The organism is Desulfosporosinus sp. FKB (genome assembly GCF_002196705.1).
In the GTDB taxonomy this organism is placed as follows: domain Bacteria; phylum Bacillota; class Desulfitobacteriia; order Desulfitobacteriales; family Desulfitobacteriaceae; genus Desulfosporosinus.
Genome location: NZ_NADJ01000039.1, coordinates 380445 through 401297, shown reverse-complemented (window position 1 = coordinate 401297; position 20853 = coordinate 380445). Strand labels below are relative to the sequence as shown.

21 protein-coding genes are annotated in these 20853 nt (G+C 40.6%); 15 read left to right on the top strand and 6 right to left on the bottom strand.

The annotated features are described in order from the left end of the window. Positions 1 to 402 precede the first annotated feature (402 nt). The 8 genes from B5Y67_RS20600 (at position 403) to B5Y67_RS20565 (ending at position 8812) form a co-directional block, all read left to right on the top strand. Positions 403 to 2343 (top strand): DNA mismatch repair protein MutS, encoded by a 1941-nt coding sequence (locus B5Y67_RS20600; RefSeq protein ID WP_088228260.1) that lies wholly within the window; start codon positions 403 to 405, stop codon positions 2341 to 2343. A 378-nt stretch (positions 2344 to 2721) separates the two neighbouring features. After that, entirely contained in the window at positions 2722 to 3183 is a 462-nt protein-coding gene (locus B5Y67_RS20595) for a DUF2975 domain-containing protein (protein ID WP_047808533.1), read from the top strand. A gap of 16 nt (positions 3184 to 3199) precedes the next feature. Then, positions 3200 to 3433: a helix-turn-helix transcriptional regulator gene (locus B5Y67_RS20590; RefSeq protein ID WP_088228259.1), complete on the top strand. Its 234-nt coding sequence runs from the start codon at positions 3200 to 3202 to the stop codon at positions 3431 to 3433. After that, a complete protein-coding gene (locus tag B5Y67_RS20585; RefSeq protein ID WP_088228258.1) occupies positions 3426 to 4973 on the top strand; it encodes a DUF4173 domain-containing protein in 1548 nt (515 codons plus the stop codon). The genes B5Y67_RS20590 and B5Y67_RS20585 overlap by 8 nt, the downstream gene beginning before the upstream one ends. 284 nt (positions 4974 to 5257) lie before the next feature. Next, entirely contained in the window at positions 5258 to 6115 is an 858-nt protein-coding gene (locus B5Y67_RS20580; RefSeq protein ID WP_088228257.1) for an ARMT1-like domain-containing protein, read from the top strand. Positions 6116 to 6165: 50 nt separating this feature from the next. Next, positions 6166 to 6972 (top strand): ABC-2 family transporter protein, encoded by an 807-nt coding sequence (locus B5Y67_RS20575; protein ID WP_088228256.1) that lies wholly within the window; start codon positions 6166 to 6168, stop codon positions 6970 to 6972. Between the two features lie 2 nt (positions 6973 to 6974). Continuing rightward, positions 6975 to 7787, top strand: coding sequence for an ABC-2 family transporter protein (locus B5Y67_RS20570; protein ID WP_088228255.1), 813 nt, complete (start codon positions 6975 to 6977; stop codon positions 7785 to 7787). Positions 7788 to 7822: 35 nt separating this feature from the next. Further along, positions 7823 to 8812 (top strand): ATP-binding cassette domain-containing protein, encoded by a 990-nt coding sequence (locus B5Y67_RS20565; RefSeq protein ID WP_088228254.1) that lies wholly within the window; start codon positions 7823 to 7825, stop codon positions 8810 to 8812. Positions 8813 to 8817: 5 nt separating this feature from the next. On the opposite strand, the gene B5Y67_RS20560 is transcribed toward B5Y67_RS20565, so the two are convergent. Then, complete coding sequence (locus B5Y67_RS20560) at positions 8818 to 9387, bottom strand: isochorismatase family cysteine hydrolase (RefSeq protein ID WP_088228253.1); 570 nt, start codon at positions 9385 to 9387, stop codon at positions 8818 to 8820. A gap of 115 nt (positions 9388 to 9502) precedes the next feature. Here B5Y67_RS20560 and B5Y67_RS20555 point away from each other — a divergent pair, with 115 nt between their 5' ends. The 3 genes from B5Y67_RS20555 to B5Y67_RS20545 all read left to right on the top strand — a co-directional run bounded on the left by B5Y67_RS20555 (position 9503) and on the right by B5Y67_RS20545 (position 12764). After that, a complete protein-coding gene (locus B5Y67_RS20555; protein ID WP_088228430.1) occupies positions 9503 to 10114 on the top strand; it encodes a TetR/AcrR family transcriptional regulator in 612 nt (203 codons plus the stop codon). 33 nt (positions 10115 to 10147) lie between these two features. Continuing rightward, on the top strand, positions 10148 to 10786 hold the full coding sequence (gene trmB, locus B5Y67_RS20550; protein ID WP_088228252.1) for a tRNA (guanosine(46)-N7)-methyltransferase TrmB: 639 nt from the start codon (positions 10148 to 10150) through the stop codon (positions 10784 to 10786). Between the two features lie 253 nt (positions 10787 to 11039). Then, complete coding sequence (locus B5Y67_RS20545) at positions 11040 to 12764, top strand: diguanylate cyclase (RefSeq protein ID WP_170932758.1); 1725 nt, start codon at positions 11040 to 11042, stop codon at positions 12762 to 12764. 270 nt (positions 12765 to 13034) lie between these two features. Here B5Y67_RS20545 and B5Y67_RS20540 read toward each other — a convergent pair whose 3' ends face one another. Next, complete coding sequence (locus B5Y67_RS20540) at positions 13035 to 13643, bottom strand: DUF1836 domain-containing protein (protein ID WP_088228251.1); 609 nt, start codon at positions 13641 to 13643, stop codon at positions 13035 to 13037. A gap of 270 nt (positions 13644 to 13913) precedes the next feature. On the opposite strand from B5Y67_RS20540, the gene B5Y67_RS20535 reads away from it, so the two are divergent. From B5Y67_RS20535 to B5Y67_RS20525, 3 genes are read left to right on the top strand one after another with little or no spacing between them, the layout of a single operon-like run. Further along, positions 13914 to 14588, top strand: coding sequence for a PspA/IM30 family protein (locus tag B5Y67_RS20535; protein ID WP_088228250.1), 675 nt, complete (start codon positions 13914 to 13916; stop codon positions 14586 to 14588). A gap of 39 nt (positions 14589 to 14627) precedes the next feature. Further along, positions 14628 to 15152 carry a protease gene (locus tag B5Y67_RS20530; RefSeq protein ID WP_088228249.1) on the top strand — a complete coding sequence of 175 codons (525 nt, stop codon included), beginning with the start codon at positions 14628 to 14630 and terminating at the stop codon, positions 15150 to 15152. Positions 15153 to 15168: 16 nt separating this feature from the next. Continuing rightward, on the top strand, positions 15169 to 16650 hold the full coding sequence (locus B5Y67_RS20525) for a flotillin family protein (RefSeq protein ID WP_348982311.1): 1482 nt from the start codon (positions 15169 to 15171) through the stop codon (positions 16648 to 16650). A gap of 72 nt (positions 16651 to 16722) precedes the next feature. Here B5Y67_RS20525 and B5Y67_RS20520 read toward each other — a convergent pair whose 3' ends face one another. From B5Y67_RS20520 to B5Y67_RS20510, 3 genes are read right to left on the bottom strand one after another with little or no spacing between them, the layout of a single operon-like run. Next, positions 16723 to 17520, bottom strand: coding sequence for a hypothetical protein (locus tag B5Y67_RS20520; protein WP_088228248.1), 798 nt, complete (start codon positions 17518 to 17520; stop codon positions 16723 to 16725). Continuing rightward, a complete protein-coding gene (locus tag B5Y67_RS20515) occupies positions 17514 to 18212 on the bottom strand; it encodes an ABC transporter ATP-binding protein (RefSeq protein ID WP_088228247.1) in 699 nt (232 codons plus the stop codon). The genes B5Y67_RS20520 and B5Y67_RS20515 overlap by 7 nt, the downstream gene beginning before the upstream one ends. Then, the gene (locus B5Y67_RS20510) at positions 18212 to 18580 is read right to left on the bottom strand and encodes a GntR family transcriptional regulator (protein ID WP_088228246.1); all 369 of its coding nucleotides are present in this window, start codon (positions 18578 to 18580) and stop codon (positions 18212 to 18214) included. Before B5Y67_RS20510 ends, B5Y67_RS20515 begins: the two co-directional genes overlap by 1 nt. A 333-nt stretch (positions 18581 to 18913) precedes the next feature. On the opposite strand from B5Y67_RS20510, the gene B5Y67_RS20505 reads away from it, so the two are divergent. Next, positions 18914 to 19471 carry a DJ-1/PfpI family protein gene (locus B5Y67_RS20505; protein ID WP_088228245.1) on the top strand — a complete coding sequence of 186 codons (558 nt, stop codon included), beginning with the start codon at positions 18914 to 18916 and terminating at the stop codon, positions 19469 to 19471. 332 nt (positions 19472 to 19803) lie between these two features. Here the strand turns inward: B5Y67_RS20505 and B5Y67_RS20500 are convergent, their stop codons facing one another. Continuing rightward, positions 19804 to 20661 (bottom strand): pyridoxamine kinase, encoded by an 858-nt coding sequence (locus B5Y67_RS20500; RefSeq protein WP_088228244.1) that lies wholly within the window; start codon positions 20659 to 20661, stop codon positions 19804 to 19806. Positions 20662 to 20853 lie beyond the last annotated feature (192 nt).

Sequence of the window (20853 nt, the reverse complement as noted above, 5' to 3'; positions counted from 1 at the left end):
TTTTCAACTAAACAGTTGAGAGAGGCTGCCTGATAAAAGGTGGGTGTTGAGCCTGCATTTTTAAGTGTGCCTTTCTGAAAGCGTATTGTTTGCGCTTTTGGATAACGCCTTACAGATTACTTCCTACAATAACCATTTGAGTTATAACAGTGTCAACCTTTGACGATAAGGTCAACAAAGCTGACATTGAAACTATGGCGATTGTTATCGTTATAGTTATGTAGAGTGTAACAGGCATGTCCTGTTGCACTCTATTTATTTTCTCAATATCGTTGCGTGATTTTATACGTCAGTTAAAATCATTGCCCACAGGAGTAGTCTGCGTATTTTAAGGATCTTAAGATCCTTAAAATACGGCACCTCTCTTGTGGGCAATTTCATTGTTATGAGGAGGATTTATTGATGAACGTCAACAATACACTGGAATTTAATATTATACTTGAAACTTTGGCGGAATACGCACTTTCTCAAAGGGCAAAAGAAAAATTGCTTTCCCTAAAGCCATTTTTAAGCGAGCGGGAGTGCAAATCTAAAATGCAGGAAACAACCGAGGCGCGGAAAATGTTAGAGGGTATTGGCACGCCGCCGCTTGCAGCAATGAAAGAGCTTGATAAGATCCTAGATTTAACCGTGAAGGGCTCTATGCTGACTCCTGAACAGTTTACAGGTATCTGTGATTTTATTTCTTCCTGTAAAAGAATGAAAAAATATCTTAAAAAGGCTGAAGCATTCAAGACGGAGATCGCCTTTTATGGCCAGTCTTTAAGTTCGCTCGACGTGCTTTTTGAGGAGATTGAACGCTGCATCAGAAATGAAGCGGTTGACGATAACGCTTCTTCAGCTCTTCGGGATATACGCAGAAAAATAGAGAACACAAAATCTGCCGTTAATCTCAAGCTTGACGCTATCCTTCACAGTAAAAAGGAATGGTTCACCGATGGATATGTCACCATCCGTAACGGACGGTTTGTCTTGCCGGTTAAAAAGGGCTATAAAAATCAGTTAAGCGGCACAGTCGTTGATACTTCAAGTTCAGGCGGCACGTATTTTATTGAACCTACAGCAGTTAGAAAACTTCAGGAAGAACTGGCCATTTTAAGAATTGATGAAGAGAATGAGATTCGAAAAATATTATATACCCTTACTGTCCTTGTTGATGAGCATATGAATGAGCTGAAAATCAACAAGGACTGCATGGAAACATTGGACTTCATATTTGCCAAGGCCAAGCTGTCTGTGGAAATGAAAGCAATTCCCGTCTCCATGACAACAGAACGGAAAATTGTCATAAAGCAAGGAAAGCACCCACTATTGAGGCAAGATCAATGCGTCCCTCTTGATTTTGAACTAGGAGGGGATGTTCGCGATGAAGTAATTAACGGTGTTGTGATTACCGGACCAAATACAGGCGGTAAGACCGTGGCCTTAAAAACAATTGGTTTACTATCATTGATGGCTCAAAGCGGACTTCATGTTCCTGTGTCCCAGGGCAGCATCTTTTGCATGCATAATAGTATTTTTTGCGATATTGGTGATGGGCAAAGTATTTCCGAAAATCTATCCACTTTTTCATCCCATATTAAAAACATCGTTGCCATTCTTAAAGGTATATCCAGCGAAAGTCTTGTTTTGCTGGATGAGTTAGGTTCCGGTACAGATCCTGCTGAAGGAATGGGACTGGCAATTGCAATTTTAGCTGAATTAATTCAGAGAGGCTGTCTTTTCGTTGCGACCACCCATTACCCGGAAATAAAGGATTTTGCCAAGAATACTAAAGGACTTATGAATGCACGAATGGAGTTTGATCGTGAAAACTTACAGCCTTTATACAAGCTGCAAATTGGCGAGGCTGGAGAAAGCTGTGCCTTATTTATTGCCCAAAGATTAGGATTCCCGGGGCATATGCTAAAACGAGCCCAAATGGAAGCATATCGAAGCAGATCTTCGGGGTCAGGCGACAGAAATACTATTCTGTTTGACGAGGACAAGACTAAGATGGATGCTGATACCGTTTCCTATAGTAAAATTCAAAAAGAAGTTCCGAAAGAAAAATCGCCCTCACGGAGTGAAAGCTTTAATATAGGTGACTGTGTAACGGTTTACCCGCAAAAGTTGCTTGGTATTATTTACAAGAGGGCCAATGAAAAGGGCGAACTGGGAGTACAGATAAAAGATAAGAAACAGCTTATCAATCACAAGCGGATTAAGCTTTTCATTCCTGCAAGTGAACTTTACCCTGAGGATTATGATCTTTCGATTATTTTTGATACGGTGGAAAACCGAAAGGCCAGACACCAATTAGAAAAAGGGCACGATGTAGTGATTGAATATGATGAGGATTAAAGGAAATTAACGAAGTGCAGTGAAGCAATCATTGCCGAATGCAAGTCCCTTCTTAAGTGGCCGGATCACAAGGTGATTCGGCTCTTTTGCCCTCATCGGAAAGTTGCATTTGGTTTTCAAAACGGGCTTTTCGGCTACAAAAACTGCGTTTCATTTACAAATATTTAGTTGTCAGTTTCAAAGATTGCTTTTCAGTTTACAAAATGGCATCTCGCCTTTCAATTAAGTTCCTCAGATTAGTGTTTATTGAAAAACAATAAATATTTAGCGTTTATTAATAAAAATTTATTGATAAATATACGAATCCCATTTATACTCTTATGGTAAGGGAACGTTATAAAACAGCAGAAGATGTTATAAAGGAGGATTTAGTGGATCATGGTTATTTTGGACAAAAACGGCTTGTCGGGCTTTACGAAACGAATTTTGGATTTTATTTTCCTGGGAGGGCTTGGAATCTTTGTTACTCTTCCCTATGCCCTGAGATGGTATATGAATGCAATTTACCGCACGAGTACGGAAAATTATTATTTTTTGCTTGGATTCCTATACATAACAGGACTGGTATGCCTTGGGTTGGTTAACGAGATGAGAAAGATATTTAAAACCCTCAACAGAAGAAACCCTTTTATGATGGATAATGTAAAAAGCCTGAACCGAGTTGGAGGGTCTTGTTTTATCATTGCTGCGGCTTATCTCATTAAGATTTTTTTCTATAATTCGGTCCTAACTGCGATTATTACAATGGTGTTTATTATTGCAGGACTGTTTGCCGTAGTTCTGGCAGAAGTTTTTCGACAAGCAATTGCAGTTAAGGAAGAAAATGATCTGACAGTATGATGAAAGGATGCTTGAGATGGCTATAGTTGTGAACTTAGATGTAGTAATGGCAAAAAGAAAAATTAGTTTATCCGAATTAGCAGCTAAAATAGATATTACTTTAGCGAATCTTTCAATCTTAAAAAATAATAAGGCCAAGGCCATTCGGTTTACGACCTTGGAAGCGATTTGCCGTGCTTTAGATTGCCAGCCAGGAGATATTTTAGAATTTACGCCGGAAGGGCAGATTGGAGACATTGAAGATGAGTGAAATTAATGTTTATCCATCCGTATGTAAGGATGAACCCCTTGCCAAGAAGGAGAATAGCTTTCTTTTAATTTCTGCTCTAGGCTTGGGTTTACTGTTTGATCTTTTGTTCTATGGAAAACCTCTAGGAGTATCCTATCCGTTATACATAATGGTTCTATATCTCGTATTATTTTGGAATATGCGAAATAAGCGACCCATTAAATTTGATCAGAAATTGCTGATGGGCATCCCGATTATTTTTCTTTCGTTTTCTTATTTCCTATATTCCAATCAGGTTTTCGCTGTTCTGAATTTCTTTGTAATTCCTATTCTCGTAGTTGCCCATACACTGCTTCTGACTGCAAACAACAGATACGAGTGGTTTAAATCTCAATTTTTGGGAGAAATAATTTATGGTATGGTTGTCCGTCCCCTGGAGAACTTCCTCAAGCCTTTCTTCGTGATCTTAGCCTTTGCAAGGCGTGGGGCAAATCCAGATAAGTATAGTGTTGCCAGCAAGATATTTATTGGTTTATTGTCTGCAACGGCATTGCTAATTATAATCATTCCACTTTTAGCTTCTGCAGATGATATATTTCGTCAGTTGATTGAACAAATTCCCAACATTTTCAAGTTCGTTAACATTGATGATGTTATTCCAAGATTGATTGTCGTCACACTGGTTACATGCCTTGTGTTCAGCTATCTTTGGAGTTTATTAACTTCTAAGGTAAGATTAAACAAGGGATCATCAAACACGTTAAGCGAGGGAGTTTCAGAGACTGACAGTCGGCAAAAATCCAGAGCATTTCTTGATCCTATTACGGTTACATCGATGCTGGTGCTGATTGACTTACTTTATGCCGTTTTTATAGCAATTCAGTTTTCCTACCTTTTTGGCAGTTTGAGGTTTGGCCATCCGCAAAATTTCACATATGCCCAATATGCAAGAAAAGGATTCTTTGAACTGGTTGTAATCACGTTAATCAATCTGATAATTCTCTTGGGGAATATGAATTTTCTGAAGTCGTCGGGTACTAAACTAGATAAGGTTGTAAAACTATTAAACACAATTCTGGTGGCTTGTACCCTCATTATATTGTTATCGGCCCATTTTAGAATGTCTTTATATGAAGAGGTGTACGGTTTTACTTATCTGAGAGTTCTAACCCACGCTTTCATGGGATATCTGTTTGTCTTGTTAGTTGTTACCTTATGCAAAATATGGCGCCAAAGGACGCAATTACTTAAATCTTACTTAATAATATCAGTGGTTGCCTATACACTGATTAATTATGTTAATATCGACAATATCATTGTCAAAAATAATATTGAACGTTACAACAAGGGAAATCCAATAGACATTATATATTTAACAACCCTTTCCTATGATGTTGTGCCCAAGCTTGTGGACCTTGCTAACAGCACTTCTGATCAGGTGTTGGCTGACCAGCTGGAGAAAGGCCTTACCCATAAAAAGCAAGTGTTGGCTCAAGCGCGGCCCTGGCAGTCGTTTAATATTTCAATGTATAGGGCAAGTAAAGTCTTAACACAGCAATAAGTTCGGCTCTGACTTAGAAACTCTCAACGTATACTGCAGTAGTATTCAATTTTCTTTTAAAGGATGCACTATATTTTGTGAGTGACATAAACCGATTAAATAGATATAATTAATGATTTAGAAAAGAGATTGAACCAGAGGTTGAATTTTATACTTCTGTGCAACGAAGCAAAATTATTAGATTAACAATATATTTGCCTGAAATGGGATAACTTAAGTCGGGGATTGCTTTAGAGTAATAGATAAATAACCAATTAAAGTTAAATATCAAGGAGGCTCCCATATTGAACGTTGTCTTGGATTGTATCCCCTGCTATATCAAACAAACCATCAATACCTTAGCCCAAACTGATATTTCTGAGGACGAAATGCGAGAAATTATTTATCAGACGCTGCTTCTCTTGCCGCAATTAGATCCTCACGGAACTCCCGCTGAAAATTCGACGATTGTTCTGAGAAAAGTCAATGAGCTATTGGGAAACAAAGATCCCTTTCATAAGGCTAAGAAGGAGTCCAACGAATTGGCGCTTAAACTTCTCCCCCAGCTAAAGGAGAGAATTAAGCAAAATTCAGATCCCCTCTTGATGTCTTTGAAAATCGCTGTTGCCGGAAATATTATCGATATGGGCATTCTCAAGGACTTTGACGTCGAAGGAAGCATTCGGGAGGCTATGGAGAAGAATTTTGCCCGGGACGATTATTCATCGTTCCAAAGAAAATTAAAAGATGCCAAGAAAATCCTAATTCTGGGAGATAACAGCGGAGAAATTGCCTTTGACCGTCTTTTGGCTGAACAGTTGTCCGAATTGGGGGCTAAGGTAACCTATGCCGTTAAGGATCAGCCGATCTTGAATGATGCTACGATGGAGGACGCGGAATATGTAGGCATGACAGAACAAGCCCGCGTTATTTCCAATGGCAGCATCTTTTTGGGGACCATTCTCAAAGATTGTTCAGATGAGTTCCTGGAGGCCTATAAAATGGCCGACTTAATAATCTGTAAAGGGCAGGCCAATTACGAATCACTGGAGGCACTGGGTAAAGAGGACCAACGACTGTATTTTCTGCTGCGGGCAAAGTGTGAAATTGTGGCGAAGAATTTGGGGGTTCAACTTGGTGAAATGGTATTTTGCTGCAGCTAAAGGGGTAAGATTTTTATAATTTCGGTTATAAATGGGCGGGGAAGATAGATATGATTGGAACCTTGAGAATGTACGGGGTGTTTACTCGTAAATCCTTCCAAAGGGCGGCGGCTTACCGTTTTGATGCCTGGACGAGAATTCTGGGCAATGTCATTATGCTTTTTCTTTGGGGGGTAATTTGGTATGCTCTTTATCGAGGGAAAGGTTCGGTTGAAAATGTTACCTTTCATTCGATGTTAAGCTATATCCTTATAAGCCAGGCACTCCAAGGCATTCACGGGGCAGGTACTCCGCTGTGGGAGATCCAGGAACGGGTACGGACCGGGGATATCGCTATGGAGATGCTCAGGCCTTATGATTATCCTCTGCGTATGCTTTTTACTGACCTTGGAAGTATCCTTTTTTATTTTTTAACGGCTATACTGCCAATTTATACGATTATCTTTCTTGTTTTTAAGCCCATAATGCCCTCAACCTTTTCCCAAGGGGCTTTGTTTATTGTTTCCGTAATACTAGGTTATCTCATTCGTTACAGTATTGAGCTGACCTTTGGCTTATTTACTTTCTGGCTGGTTGAAACGGGCGGAGTGGAGGACGTTTTCTATTTCTCCATCTCATTATTTTCGGGCTCGGTAGTACCTTTGTGGTTTTTTCCCAATTGGCTGGAACATGTGGCTCTGTACTTACCTTTTCAAGGAATTTACTTTGTGCCTAATTCCATCTTTGTAGGACAATTAAGCGGACATGCCCTTTGGGCGGGGCTCTTTACCCAGGTTCTTTGGCTGGTACTATGTTATGCCTTACTTCGGTTTGTTTGGGTTAAAGCATCCAAGAGAATTGTTGTTCAGGGGGGATAGTTGTGCTTAAGTCTTGGCTTAGAGGAATGAGAATGTACTTTTATATGATTGGGGTTAGTATTCGGACCCAATTGCAATATCGCTATGCCTTCGTCATGAATATTTTAGGTTGGGCTATGACTTATGCCGGAACAGCGATTACCATGTGGGTCTTGCTTTATTCTTTTGGAGCTATCGGGGGTTGGGGCTTTTGGGAAGTCCTCTTTCTCTTTGCCCTTTCGGTTCTATCCTGGGGAGTTTGTGTCGTTTTCTTTTTCCATTTTCGAACCTTGGATCAATTTATTGTTCAGGGAACGTTTGATCGTTTCTTGGTGCGGCCCATCCACCCCTTTTTCCACTATATGTCCATGAAGTTTGATGTGGGTGCCTTTGGACAATTTCTTTTTAGTATTGCTGCCGTCGCTCTGGCTTACAACAAGCTTAATCTTCACTGGTATATGGGGCAATGGCTTGTTTTCTTCGGGGCTGTAGTTGGAGGAACGCTTATCCAAGGGGGGCTTATTATTGCAATTTCGGCCTTAGCCTTTTGGACCACGCGCTCGGAACAAGTTTATTGGGTAGTTATGTGGCCGGCTAAAAGCCTTATGAACTATCCTCTCTCCATTTACCCGAAGGTCGTCCAATTATTGGTGACTTTTGTTTTGCCCTTTGCCTTTGTTAATTACCTGCCCTCCCTTATTTTGTTAGGGAAAACAAGTGACAGTTATCCGGCTTACTTGGGCCTCTTCAGTATTCTGGTAGGAATTATTTTCTTTTGGCTCTGTTTTCAATTTTGGATGTTGGGTTTAAATCGGTATAAGAGCGCTGGTTCCTAAGGTTTGGATCTAAGCTAGGGAGGATTATCTATTTCATGAGTTTAATTGAAGTTAACCATCTCTCGAAAGAGTTTCAAATTGCTAAACGACAAGCAGGAGTCAGGGGAGCGCTGAGGAGTCTCTTTTATAGAGAATATACAACGAAATTAGCTGTACAGGATGTCTCCTTCGCAATCAACTCAGGGGAAATTGTCGGCTATATCGGTCCCAACGGCGCTGGAAAATCTACTACGATTAAGATGCTGACGGGGATTCTTGTGCCGGCCTCCGGCGATATCCGAGTTAACGGGATAATTCCCTTTAAAGAACGTCAAAAAAATGCGCGGCAAATTGGGGTAGTCTTCGGACAGCGGACACAATTGTGGTGGGATTTGCCGGCCATTGAATCCTTTGAACTCCTAAAGCAGGTGTTTCAAATTCCCGATGAACAGTATCGGAAGAATATGGTTCGATTTTCCGATATCTTAGGCCTTGAGGAATTCCTGCAAACTCCCGTTCGGCAATTGTCTTTGGGCCAACGAATGCGGGCAGATATTGCAGCTTCTCTTCTCCATGATCCGCTAATCCTCTTCCTCGATGAACCGACTATTGGCTTAGACGTGGTGGCAAAAGAACGGATGCGCAGCTTTATCCGGGAAATTAACCGGGAGAGAGGGGTTACGGTAATTCTTACGACTCATGATATGTCTGATATTGAAAAACTCTGCCAGAGGATGATTTTAATTGATCACGGTCAAGTGATGTATGATGGAGAAATTGCCAAGATCAAAGAGCGGTTCGGTAAGGAGCGGGTTTTAATCATTGATCTGGAAGAGCAAACACCTGAGTTTTTCATCGAGGGGGCCGAAGTGATCAAAGCTGAAGGCAATCGAAAATGGCTGCAATTTAACCGTGATGTGATGAGTGCCTCCCAATTGATTAGCCGGATTTCCGAGTCCTGGGAAATCAAGGATTTAACAATCCAAGACCCGGAAATCGAGGTCATGATCCGTAATATCTATGAACATGGACTTGAGGAAGCATAATTACTTTAACTTATTGTATTGATCCAAGCGTCAACCGTCACTACTTCGGCTTGACGAGGGAACACCTTCTCCATTAGAACGCGTTGAACATCCGGATCAGGATCGAGGCAGGCGTCGGAGAGAACAGTCAGGGCAAAATCCATATCGGCCGCTTGACGCAAGGTTGATAGAACAACTCCGCTTGTGGAAATACCACTAAGAATCAGTGTGTCAATTTGGCGTGACCGAAGTATAACTTCAAGATCGCTTCCGGCAAAGGCACTAACGCGAAGTTTTGTGACGACGGGTTCATTAGGTTGATGATTGAGAGATTCATGAATTTGTGTTGCCGTGTCGGCAACCGTCATTCCGCCGTATCCGGAAATTGCTGAGAAGGCCTTATTAAGGGGACTTACTTCAGGATAACCATCGCGAAAGGCGACCCGTACGAAAATTACTGGGATATTGTGTTGACGAGCGGCTTCCGCAGCTTTTACGAAGGGATGCAGTGGTTTTTCTTTTTCAGCAAAACGTGAGACAATGCCGTTTTGCACATCCATGATTAACAAGGCAGGCTTATTGGAACGATCTGGCATGTTGTACACTCCTTTTTAGTATGTTACTATTAAGTGGAGAACCCTCCTCTTATATTAAGTGGAGCAGTCTCCGCTTGTCAAGACGGTTTTTGAAGTTATTTTCGGAGGTGATGATATGGTTAAAGATGCAGAGGCAAGCAACGTTCGTTCTGAACGGCGTGATGCCGCCGAGAATCGACAACGTATCTTGAATGTGGCTATCAGGCTCTTTGAACAGCATGGGGTTGAACATGTCAGTATGAATCAAATCGCTGCGGAAGCACAGATTGGATCAGGAACCCTTTATCGCCGATATAGAAATAAAAGCGAATTGTGTCTTGATTTGATTAAAGATAACGTTGTTCTGCTCTTCGAGGATATGGAAACTTACCTGGAACAGAATCGTTCTAAGCCGCCAAGCCAGCGTTTGAAAGGGATTCTTAATTTATTTATCCGTTTCAGAGAAAAGAAAGCGCAATTGCTTACAGGAGTCGAAGATTCATCATCGAGCAAGCCACGAACGCGGAGTCCAATTTATGACGAATTGCATCAGCTATTGGTTGAGCTTTTTGATGAGATAAATAAAAGCGAGCCGATTCATCCTGAGAGCGCTTTTAGAGCTGATATGCTTTTAATGGCCTTAAGTAGAGATGCCTATTTATTTCAGCGAGAAGTGCGAAGTTATTCTCCGGAGACGATCTTGGAACAGATCTGTTTAACCTTTATCCCACCTAAAAGAGACGATTGAAGTTTGATCTATATTTATTGAGGAGAAAAGTTAATGCGGCTTAGAAGAAAGTGGTGGGCAAGGCCTGAATTAGAAAAAGATGATAAGGCTGTCTTCGATCCTATACGTTACAAAGGAACATGGAAAGGACTTTTTGGCAATGACCGTCCGATTCATCTGGAATTAGGCTGCGGGCGGGGACGTTTTATCAATGAACTAGCTAAGATGAATTCGCATATAAATTACCTTGCTATTGATGTTTATGATGAGCTTTTAGTTTATGTTCTGAGAAAAGCCAATGAAAGCTGCTTAGATAATCTTAAAGTGATCTCCATAAATGCTCAGAATCTTGGAGACATCTTTGCTCAAGATGAAATTGAGAAACTCTATATTAATTTTTGTAATCCTTGGCCTAATAAACGACATCATAAACGAAGATTAACTCATCCCAATTTTTTAGGATTATATCGAACATTTTTAAAAAGCGGATCGGAAATCTGGTTTAAAACTGATAGCGAATTTCTTTTCACGGATAGTCTTGAATATTTTGCAGCCGCGGGGTTTAAAGAACTTTATAAGACCTACGATTTACATCAGAGCGATTTCCAGGTCAACGTTATGACCGAATATGAAGAGAAATTTTGCGCTCAAGGAATTAAAATTAAATTTGGCAGGTTTAAAAATTCTAAATAGAAAAGGGAATTATAATGTCGAGATGCTGGCGCACCTCGACATTTTTAGTGTTATTAATACGAAATGATCAACGATTTAACATAGAAAAACAATAAACTTAGTAAAAATCAGGAATTAATTCTTCCTATCATGGGAGGTAATGGAGAAATAATGTAGAAATGTTAGTTATCAGGAGATAAAGCTGCTGTGAGATCTAAGGATCGAGTAATTTAAACTCCGAAATAAAGCCCCAAGGCTAATCGCGTGAGGTATTATGCTGTATAAGGTGACAGAAACCAAAAAAAATAATTATATTGAGCTTATCAAATGGATAAAGTGTTTGAATGCTCGTTCCTATGAGATTGTTTTTCAAAAACCTCTAAAAGCACTTAGACTGTGTAAATGTGCCTATCATTTAGCCCAGAAGTGTGGCTGTCAAGAGGAGAGGGCATTTAGCCTCTTAGTGACAGGTTACGCCCATAAAGGACTTTCGAATAATACTAAATGTATCAAAAACATGCTGGTTGCAGTCCAACTCTTTGAACATTTGGGACACCTTCAGGGGAAGATGAGGGCTCTTAATTTGTTGGGTACCAATTATTTCTATTTCGGTGCCTATGAACTTTCTCTGGAATATTATAATGAATCATTGGGATTAGCGAGGGGTATGGCTGATAAAGCAGCTGAAGCTTCTATCTTAAATAATATCGGTGAAATTCACCGACAACTGGAACAATATAGAGAGGCTTTAATATATTACGAGAATGCCTTTGTTATGAGCAAAGATTTAAATAACCTCAGAAATATGGCTGGTATTTTAATAAATATGGGCTATATTTATAGCTACTTAAACCAGAATATTAAGACCCTGAATATTTATAGGGAGAGTCTTAACTATTGCAGGAAAATTGGCGATAAAATTAAGATCGGTGAAGTATTGAATTGTTTAGGGGAAGCTTATGAAAAGCTACAAAAGGAGCAGGTCGCTTTACAATATTACCTAAATAGTTTGCGTGTTCTCAAAAAGTACGGCAATATGTACTATCGGATTAATGTATTAGTTAGGATCGGCGAATTGTTGATTAAGCAAAACCAACAAGATAGGGGGTTAGCGTGTCTTCAAGAAGCACTGTCCATTGGGGAGAAAATATCGGCTGAAAATGAGCTTTCTAAAATTCATTTATCCTTATCTGCTTACTATGAAGATAAGGGCAATTTTGCCATGGCTTTGCACCATTATAAAAGGTTTAGTCTCCTAGAGAAAAAGATAAGAAATGAAAAACTTGAAGAAAAATTAAAACTTGCTGCAACGGAATTTCGCATAGAACAGATGAAAAATGAAGCTGAAATATTTCGGCTCAAAAATATTGAATTAAAAAGAAGGAACGAGGAGATTAAGGAAAATGCCCGCCTTCTTACTCTAGCCAATCAGAAGATGTTAAAATTTCAGGAGCAGTTAAAGACAGCGAACCAACGATTAAAACTTCTTTCGACGATTGATGAGGTTACGGGAATTTCCAATAGGCGTTCCTTTGAAAATACTTTAAAAAAAGAATGGAACCGCTGCCTGCGAGAAGGAAAAGACCTTTCGCTGATCATTGTGGATATTGATAATTTTAAACGCTACAATGACAGTTATGGTCATTTGCAAGGCGATAAGTGTCTAAGGAAAGTTGCCAAGGTTTTAGAGAGTATCTTAAAGCGATCCTCTGATTTTATGGGGAGATTTGGCGGAGAGGAATTTGCTGCGATCCTATCCAATACGAGTTATGATGATGCCCTGAAAATTGCCGATCGGATGAGGAGGCGGATAGAAAAGATGAAGATTGTCCATGAACAGTCTGCAATCGTTTCCTACATTACCATTAGCCTGGGTTTAGCCACGACTATGCCTTCATATGGAGAAGATCACATGAATCTAGTCAAAGCAGCAGACCAGAAACTGTATCAGGCTAAAGATCAAGGTCGCAATCGAATATGTTCAGTTCGACTACGGTGAGTTTTTTCTTGAAGGAACGCTTATGCGCGTGATTAAAAAAAGCGATCGTTTTCCATACAAAAGGAAATGATCGCTTTTATAACTCGAAAGGGTTATTATTTTTTTAAACTTAAGCAGAACATATGTTCCTAAAACACTGATAATTTTTGTAAGTGAACTGCATTATCTGAGTGAATTACTTATCTGTAATAAAAATTCTTTTCCTGCATAGAGAGGTGATGGAGTTTATAATGCCTGGCAGAATTGAGGGGCGAGAAGTGGAAGGCGTATTTAAGCGGGGTTTTCCGGTTTATGAAAATAAGTATCTATTATTTTTTCGGCAAGTCTTTTTTGGGCATTTGCTTGGGCGATCAACATGATTACAATTAGGAACAATTCGGCGGTATCTTTACCATCCTTATCTATCATACTGGTTTCTTCTTTAATCATTGTTGATTTTTCAATTAAGTGCTCATGAAAAGAAGATAATTCAATGTTTTTCACATCGAGAAACGTCGAATAAATATCTTCGAGGGAAATCAGATCATCTTCAGGTGTGGCTATATTGTTAAGAACGGGTTCAAACAAACGTTTTATGTCGTTAATGGATAGTATATTTTTCAGATAATAGATTAGGTTCAAGAGGATTATATGACGCTTATTGTATTTCTTTTTGATGGGAGGCATCAGTAGCCCTGCTTTCGTATAATTGTTGATCATTGTCTTAGTAAGGATTTTGTCCTGATCATCTCGCTTTTGGCTTTTCAGACTACTGTCCATAAAAGAGGTCAGCTGTTCCATGTAGAGATCGATATCAGGAATCTCTGTAATCTTGATGTCCTGGTTTAAAGAGAGTTCATCAATAAGTTGTTTGAGCACATCTTCATTGAATTGCTGCATAGTTATTCACCTCATCTTTATTATATAGTATTGATTTCTAGCATTCAATGCAGGTGAATAATTACACGTGGTATTAAAAGCTATATTGTGAGAGACGTTGAAAACTTTAGGAAAGAGATGGAATTTAAAGCGAAAATAAACGTAGTAATAAAAACTACCATTTGTAGATATATCAACCATATGATATGATCCGTATCAAATAAACCTTGGTGTTGTTGGAAAGGAGGTACATAAATACCGTTATCCATTAACGTTTAAGGAGGAGGTTTTATGGGTTTATTTAAGAGAGTCAGTGATAATATCAGAGCCAATTTAAATTCCCTGCTGGATAAAGCAGAGGACCCTGAAAAAATGCTGGATCAATACTTGCGGGATATGGAAGAGGATATAGCAGATGCCGAGGCTGCTGTAGCAAGGCAGCTGGCTGTTGCCTGGAAATTCAGAGCCCAGCTGAGTGATAGTCTCGCCATGGCCGAGAAACGTGACTATCAGGCCCTTGAAGCTTTAAAAAGGAATCGCGAGGATCTGGCCCGTAAGGCTCTTGAAGACAAGAAACTTCATAGGTCCAAGGCCGAGGACTACCACAGGCAGTATGAAGTATGTAACGAAGCGGCGGGAAAATTAAGGTCCCAGCTGCAAGAAATGAAAACCGAGTACGAAAAATTGCGTTTTAAACGGGATGATTTAGTGGCCAGGCTTCAATCCGCCAAGGCTCAAAAAGAAATCAACGAAGTAAAAAGCGGGTTTGGGTCAAGCAGTGCCCGCTGGAATTTTGACAGAATGGTGGATAAGGTTTTGCGTATGGAAGCCGAAGCTAAGGCGTCAGGAGAATTAGGCAGGACGGATAAAAGCCTTGATCAGGAATTAGAAGATTTGGGCAGTGAAGAAAATGACATTGAAAAGGAATTAGCTAAATTAAAGGAGGAATTAGCAAAAACGGAATAGGACCTCAATAGTGGTTTAGTCATTGGAGGGGGAGATAGAATGCTTGAGGTTTATTGGATTTGTTTCAGTGGTGGTGTGTTGTTTGCGTTGGTTACCTTAATTGTTGGGGATATTCTAGGAGACTTTTTAGGCGGCTTTTTTCACTCCCTCTCCATGGATCATCTTGACGTGCTGCAGCCCATGGTTTTGGTTGGGGGAATCACTGTCTTTGGAGGCTCCGGGATTATGTTAAATCAATATACACATCTGGAGCCCGTATCAGCCGCTATTGTTTCGTTAGTGATTTCAAGTTTAGTTTCAATCGGGGTTTATTTCTCCTATATAAAGCCTATGAAGAATAGTGAAAATTCCACAGGGTTTTCGATGAAAGACCTTGTCGGTAAAATCGCTGAGGTCACGGTACCAATCCCTGTCGAAGGCTATGGAGAGGTTGTCCTTAAAGCCGGAGCGGGTAATACCAACCAAATAGCCGGTAATCTCGATTCGGTAGAAATACCGTCCGGAACCCGGGTTGTGGTTGGTAAAGAAATTGACGGCATACTTTATGTATTCCGTTACGAATAGAAAAGGGGGGAGTTTTATGCCGGAAGTTATGCTGGGGAATTTTGGCTTGGGAATTCTGGTTATTCCTATAATTGTGTTGGGTGTTATTGTTGTTCTTGGTTTGGCATTTTGGGCTCGTTATAAAACCGTGGGACCTGATGAGGCGATGATTGTCACCGGTTCTTATTTGGGCAGCAAAAATGTCCATACCGACGAGTCAGGGCGGAAAATTAAAATTGTTCGTGGCGGCGGAGCGTTTATTCTGCCTATTTTTCAGCAGGCTGAGTATATTTCCTTACTATCTCACAAGCTTGAGGTAACGACACCGGAAGTTTATACAGAACAAGGCGTTCCGGTTATGGCTGATGGAGTAGCGATTATTAAAATTGGCGGTGCCGTAGAAGATGTGGCTACGGCTGCGGAACAATTCATGGGTAAACCCACGGAAGCCTTGCAGCAGGAAGCTCAGGAAGTCCTGGAGGGACATCTGAGAGCGATTTTGGGGACTATGACTGTCGAGGAAGTTTATCGCAACCGGGATAAATTTGCCCAGGAAGTTCAGGGAGTTGCTGCTAAGGATCTCAAGAAAATGGGACTGCAGATCGTATCCTTCACCATTAAAGATATTAGGGATAAAAACGGTTATTTGGAAGCCTTAGGTAAACCGAGAATTGCCGCTGTGAAACGGGATGCAGAGGTTGCTGAGGCAGAAGCCCTTCGCGATGCCCGTATTCAGAAAGCGAAAGCCCATGAAGAAGGACAGAAAGCTGAGTTGCTTAGAGATACCAATATTGCTGAAGCAACCAAGGAAAAGGAACTAAAAGTAGCCTCCTTTAAGAAAGACCAAGATACGGCGATGGCTGAGGCTGATCAGGCCTATCATATTCAGGAAGCTCGCTCTCAACAGTTGGTGACGGAAGAACAAATGAAAGTTACTCTTGTCAAGAAAGAAAAAGAAATCGAAATTGAAGAGAAAGAAATCCTGCGCCGTGAAAAACAATATGATGCAGAAGTTAAGAAAAAAGCCGATGCTGACAGATATGCGGTAGAACAGACCGCCGAAGCTGAAAAGGCTAAAATGATGAGGGAGGCTGATGCTCTTAAGTATAAAATTGAGGCTGAAGCTAAAGCAAATGCTGAACAGAAACGTCTTGAAGGTCTGGCAATTGCTGAAGCCGAAAAGGCTAAAGGAACTGCTGAAGCTGAAGTTGTGAGGCTCAAAGGGTTAGCTGAAGCAGAGGCTAAGGAGAAATTGGCCGAAGCCTTCGAAAAATTCGGCCAGGCTGCTGTACTTGACATTATCGTTAAAATGCTGCCTGAATTGGCCGGCAAGGTTGCCGAACCGCTGAAAGCCATTGACAAACTGACAGTTGTTGATACAGGCCACGGCGAAGGCGCTGCCAGGGTCAGCAATTATGTCACTTCACTTATGGCAACCGCTCCGGAGATGTTAAAGAATGTATCCGGAATTGATCTGGAAAAAATGGTGAAACAACTCACGAAGGGGTCAGAAGTTTAATAGCTCAATGGTAAAGAAAACCCTCCCGCCGCCGAAAAAAAGCTGCGGGAGGGTTTTGCATCATTTGAATATCTATTCCAGATTTAGTCGTCTGCTCAAAATATAGTTAGTTACCGCAAAGTAGGCTGCACAAGGAATTGCGATCAGAATGAATCCACTAGCAAAGATTAGTTCAGAGCGGACGAACTCATTGGAAGTAATATTATAGAGCGAAAAATTAGCGAAATGGGCTATTCTCGTAATCTGAAAGACAAGTACGAGATAGATTTGACTTAGTGTAGTGAGACCAATAAAGGCTCCGAAAGATGACAGTATTTTATGGCGAGTGAACAGATGTCCGATAGCTATGGAAGCGTAAACAATTAAAATACCCGAAGCTAAGGTTATTAGACCACCTAAGATCATCTCAAGGAGCAAAAGGTAGGCTGAAAGTCCAAAGTTTCCGATTATTTGGTTATGAATCGTGGCTAAAGCCTGCAGGATTTTGCCGAGAGTTCCTGGTTTGTAAGCGATTATTTCAGTTGAAAGCATAGCTGTGAGGGCGCTGGCAATGATCCACATCAGAGATACCAGAAGTTTACTGATAATATGCTGCCAGGACTTTACGGGAAGCGTATACATCAAATAACCTTCATCGGTTAACAGGTTCTTATGGAAACGTTGAATCATGACGGTAAAGGTCATTACAAACATTCCAGCCATAATAATACTATAAATGATCATGGTTATAACTGCAGGAGTGGTCCATGTTGGATGGTTAAAAGCAGAAAGAATTTTATTAATGGCGGCTAAGACCAGCAGAGAAAGAAATATAGGAAGGAATAGTCTTCCTGTTGCCTTAACTTCGTATTTTAAAAGTTTGATTAGCATTTGAATACCTCCCTGAACAAGAGATCTACAGATTTTCCTTTAGCATCGCGGATATCGTCGACTGTGGAGGTCAAAACAACTTTGCCTTGATTGAGAAAGATGACATAGTCTAATATTTTTTCAATATCCGATATAAGGTGGGAGGAGATAATCACCGTGGCATTTTCATTATAATTACTTAGAATTGTTTCCAGAATATAATCCCTTGCCGCCGGGTCGACCCCGCCTATGGGTTCATCTAAAAAGTAAAGCTCTGCTTCTCTGCTCATAACAAGAATCAGCTGTACTTTCTCCTTCGTTCCTTTAGACATGGTTTTCAGCCGATCATTAGGGCTGATATTCAGACGTTTAAGCATATCATAAGCCTTTTCGGGTTTAAAATTATCATAGAAATCAGAGAAAAATTCAATGATTTGCTGAACGCGCATCCAATCATTTAGATAAGTTCTTTCCGGTAGGTATGACACAATCTTCTTGGTTTCAATGCCAGGTTGTTGGCCGCCAATGAGGATCTTTCCGGAAGTGGGAGTCAAGAGCTCGTTGGCAAGCTTAATGAGAGTACTTTTTCCGCTGCCGTTGGGGCCAAGAAGTCCTACTATTTGCCCACGTTCAATTTTTAGATCAACGCCAGATAAGGCGGTTTTGCTGCCGAATTTCTTTGTCAGGCCGCTGCATTCAAAAATGGTGCTCATTACTTCAGCTCCTTTGCCATAGTGGTGATAATTGTTAAAATCTCTTTTTGATCAAAGCCCATTAGCCGCATTTTTTCTAAAAACTCAAAGATTTGATCCCGAGCTAGCTTAGTTTTAGCAAGTTCAATCATACTCGCATCCTCCGTTATCGACCGACCGCTGGTGCGGTGGGTTATTATGAGGCCGTCTTCCTCTAATTTTGCCAGAGCTCTTTGCATGGTATTGGGATTTACCGCAGCTTCTTGTGCCATATCCCGTACTGAAGGCAGTTTTGACCCTGGCGGATAAGTTCCGGAAAACACCATCAGCTTGATTTGTTCGACAAGCTGGGTATAAATGGGTCTGTCAGATTTCAAATCCCATGGCATGTGATCACCTCGTGTATTATTGTATTAAGCGCTTAATACAATAATACACTGTTTTGAACTGGTGTCAAGATATAAGATTCTCTAGAATAATGTGAAACAAGGTATGGTAAGGACGTTGCATAATGAATATATATCCGTTTTTATAAATAAAACCTTGCATATCAGTGGAGGATTTAAACCACTATTTATGCGGGGTTTTATTTAATGAGGGGCGTTTATGCATTTTGCAACAGGTCTTACGATTGGATAAATTCGCTTATGTTTTGTCCTAGGTTCAGTCCTTATGTTATATAATGGAAATGTATAATATATCTTACTGAAGGAGGATTTTAGATGTCTAAAAAAATTCTAATCATTGCCGGTGATGCGGTAGAAGCTCTCGAAGTTTACTATCCCTATTTTCGCGTTTTAGAAGAAGGATTTGGAGCTGTTATTGCTTCACCAAACAAGAAAGTGCTGCGTACCGTTGTCCATGATTTTGAGGGCTGGGAAACCTATACTGAGAAACCTGGATATCAGCTGGAATCTCATATTTCTTTTGTTGATGTTGTTCCAACCCAATATGATGGTTTGATTATTCCCGGCGGCCGCGCTCCGGAGTATATTCGACTTGATGAGAATATTCCCCGCATTGTTGGGCATTTCTTGGAGGCTGGCAAGCCAGTAGGGGTAATCTGTCACGCAGCTCTTGTACTGAGTGCTTTAAACGATAAAAAGTATTTCCAAGGGCGTACCATGACGGCTTACACGGCTTGCAGCCTTGATGTGGAGAGTTTAGGTGCAACGTATACTAAAGAAACACTTCATGTTGACAACAATATCGTTTCCGGTCACGCTTGGCCTGATCTTCCTGGTTTTATGAGAGAATTCCTTAAGTTAGTAAGGAAATAAAGTGATAAAGGTCAAGGACGTTTCTACCGAATGTAAACTGATCAAAGAAGCTCTCCACTGCATGGAGAGCTCTTTTTTAGTGTTCACTAATTCTAATGGCTTATATAGAATTTTTCTCAAAGCAGGAAATTACAGCATGGGAAAAGAGGGCTAGTGAGTTAAGAGGGAAACTGAAAGAACAAGCAATAGGACGAAAATTAGAATGTGAATGTTTGTTGGATGCGTTTGAAGGAAACATTTAAAACAAATATTTAACATTGCAAGATAGAAAGCGCCTTCGTCATTGTGGACGAGGGCGCTGAATGGTTTTGTCATGAGAATAAGAGAAGAGATTAGTCTGCGTGCAGTCCCAATTGTTGGATAAGATAGGGGATGGCTCTTTCAAAGCAAACGCCGTAACGTTTCTCCAGCCCTAAATTTTCCGTCAAGCGTATACACTTAAGAGTATAGTTCACGGCAATTTGCAAGGCATCTTCAAGGGGAAAATCATTTAACAGCCCCGATAATAAGGCACTGCTGAAAATATCACCTGTGCCGTGGAAGTAGCCGTCAACTTTTTCATTGAAGGCATAGTTGATTTTCCCTGTATCACTATCAAAGGAGGCGGCTCCTAATTTGTTCTTTTCAAAGGAAATACCCGTTAGGACAACCTTTTTCGCTCCCAGAGCTGAGAGCCTTTTTAATAGAGCTTCAATATACTCCTGAGAGTAATTTTCCCCGATGTACTCCTCTTCTAAAAGAAAAGCGGCCTCCGTTAGATTCGGCACGATAATATCTGCTTTAGCACATAATTTACTCATTCCCTTGGCCATTTCCGGAGAGTAAATGGAATATAAAATTCCATTGTCCGCCATAACCGGATCGACCATGACGAGAGTTTCGTTGCTTCTAAATTTGTCAAAGAGGCCTGCCACCAAATCAATTTGCTCAAAAGACCCTAAAAATCCGCTGTATAAAGCGTCAAATTTTAGATTGAGTGACTGCCAATGTTTAGAAATAGGCTCAATATCATTTGTTAAATCTCTATAGGTAAAACCTTCGAAACCTCCGGTATGGGTGGATAAGATCGCTGTTGGCAAGACGCCGGTATCAAACCCGGCTGCTGAAAGAATTGGCAGAGCTACCGTTAGTGAACACCTGCCGACACAAGAGATATCATGAATTGCCGCGACTCTTTTTTGTTTATCCATCTGTTGATAAATCCTCCTTAGTATCTAAGCCGTATTAAGGCAAAGTTTGTTTTAGTCCCAAATATTAATCTAATTGTAAGACTCCCACTTCTACAAGTGGGAGTGGTTCCCATACCTTGCTTCGGTGGGGGTAAGGCCCATCATTCGGCGCGATAGTATTTGTTATGGGCTAGGCGCTTTCGGTGAAAGTGC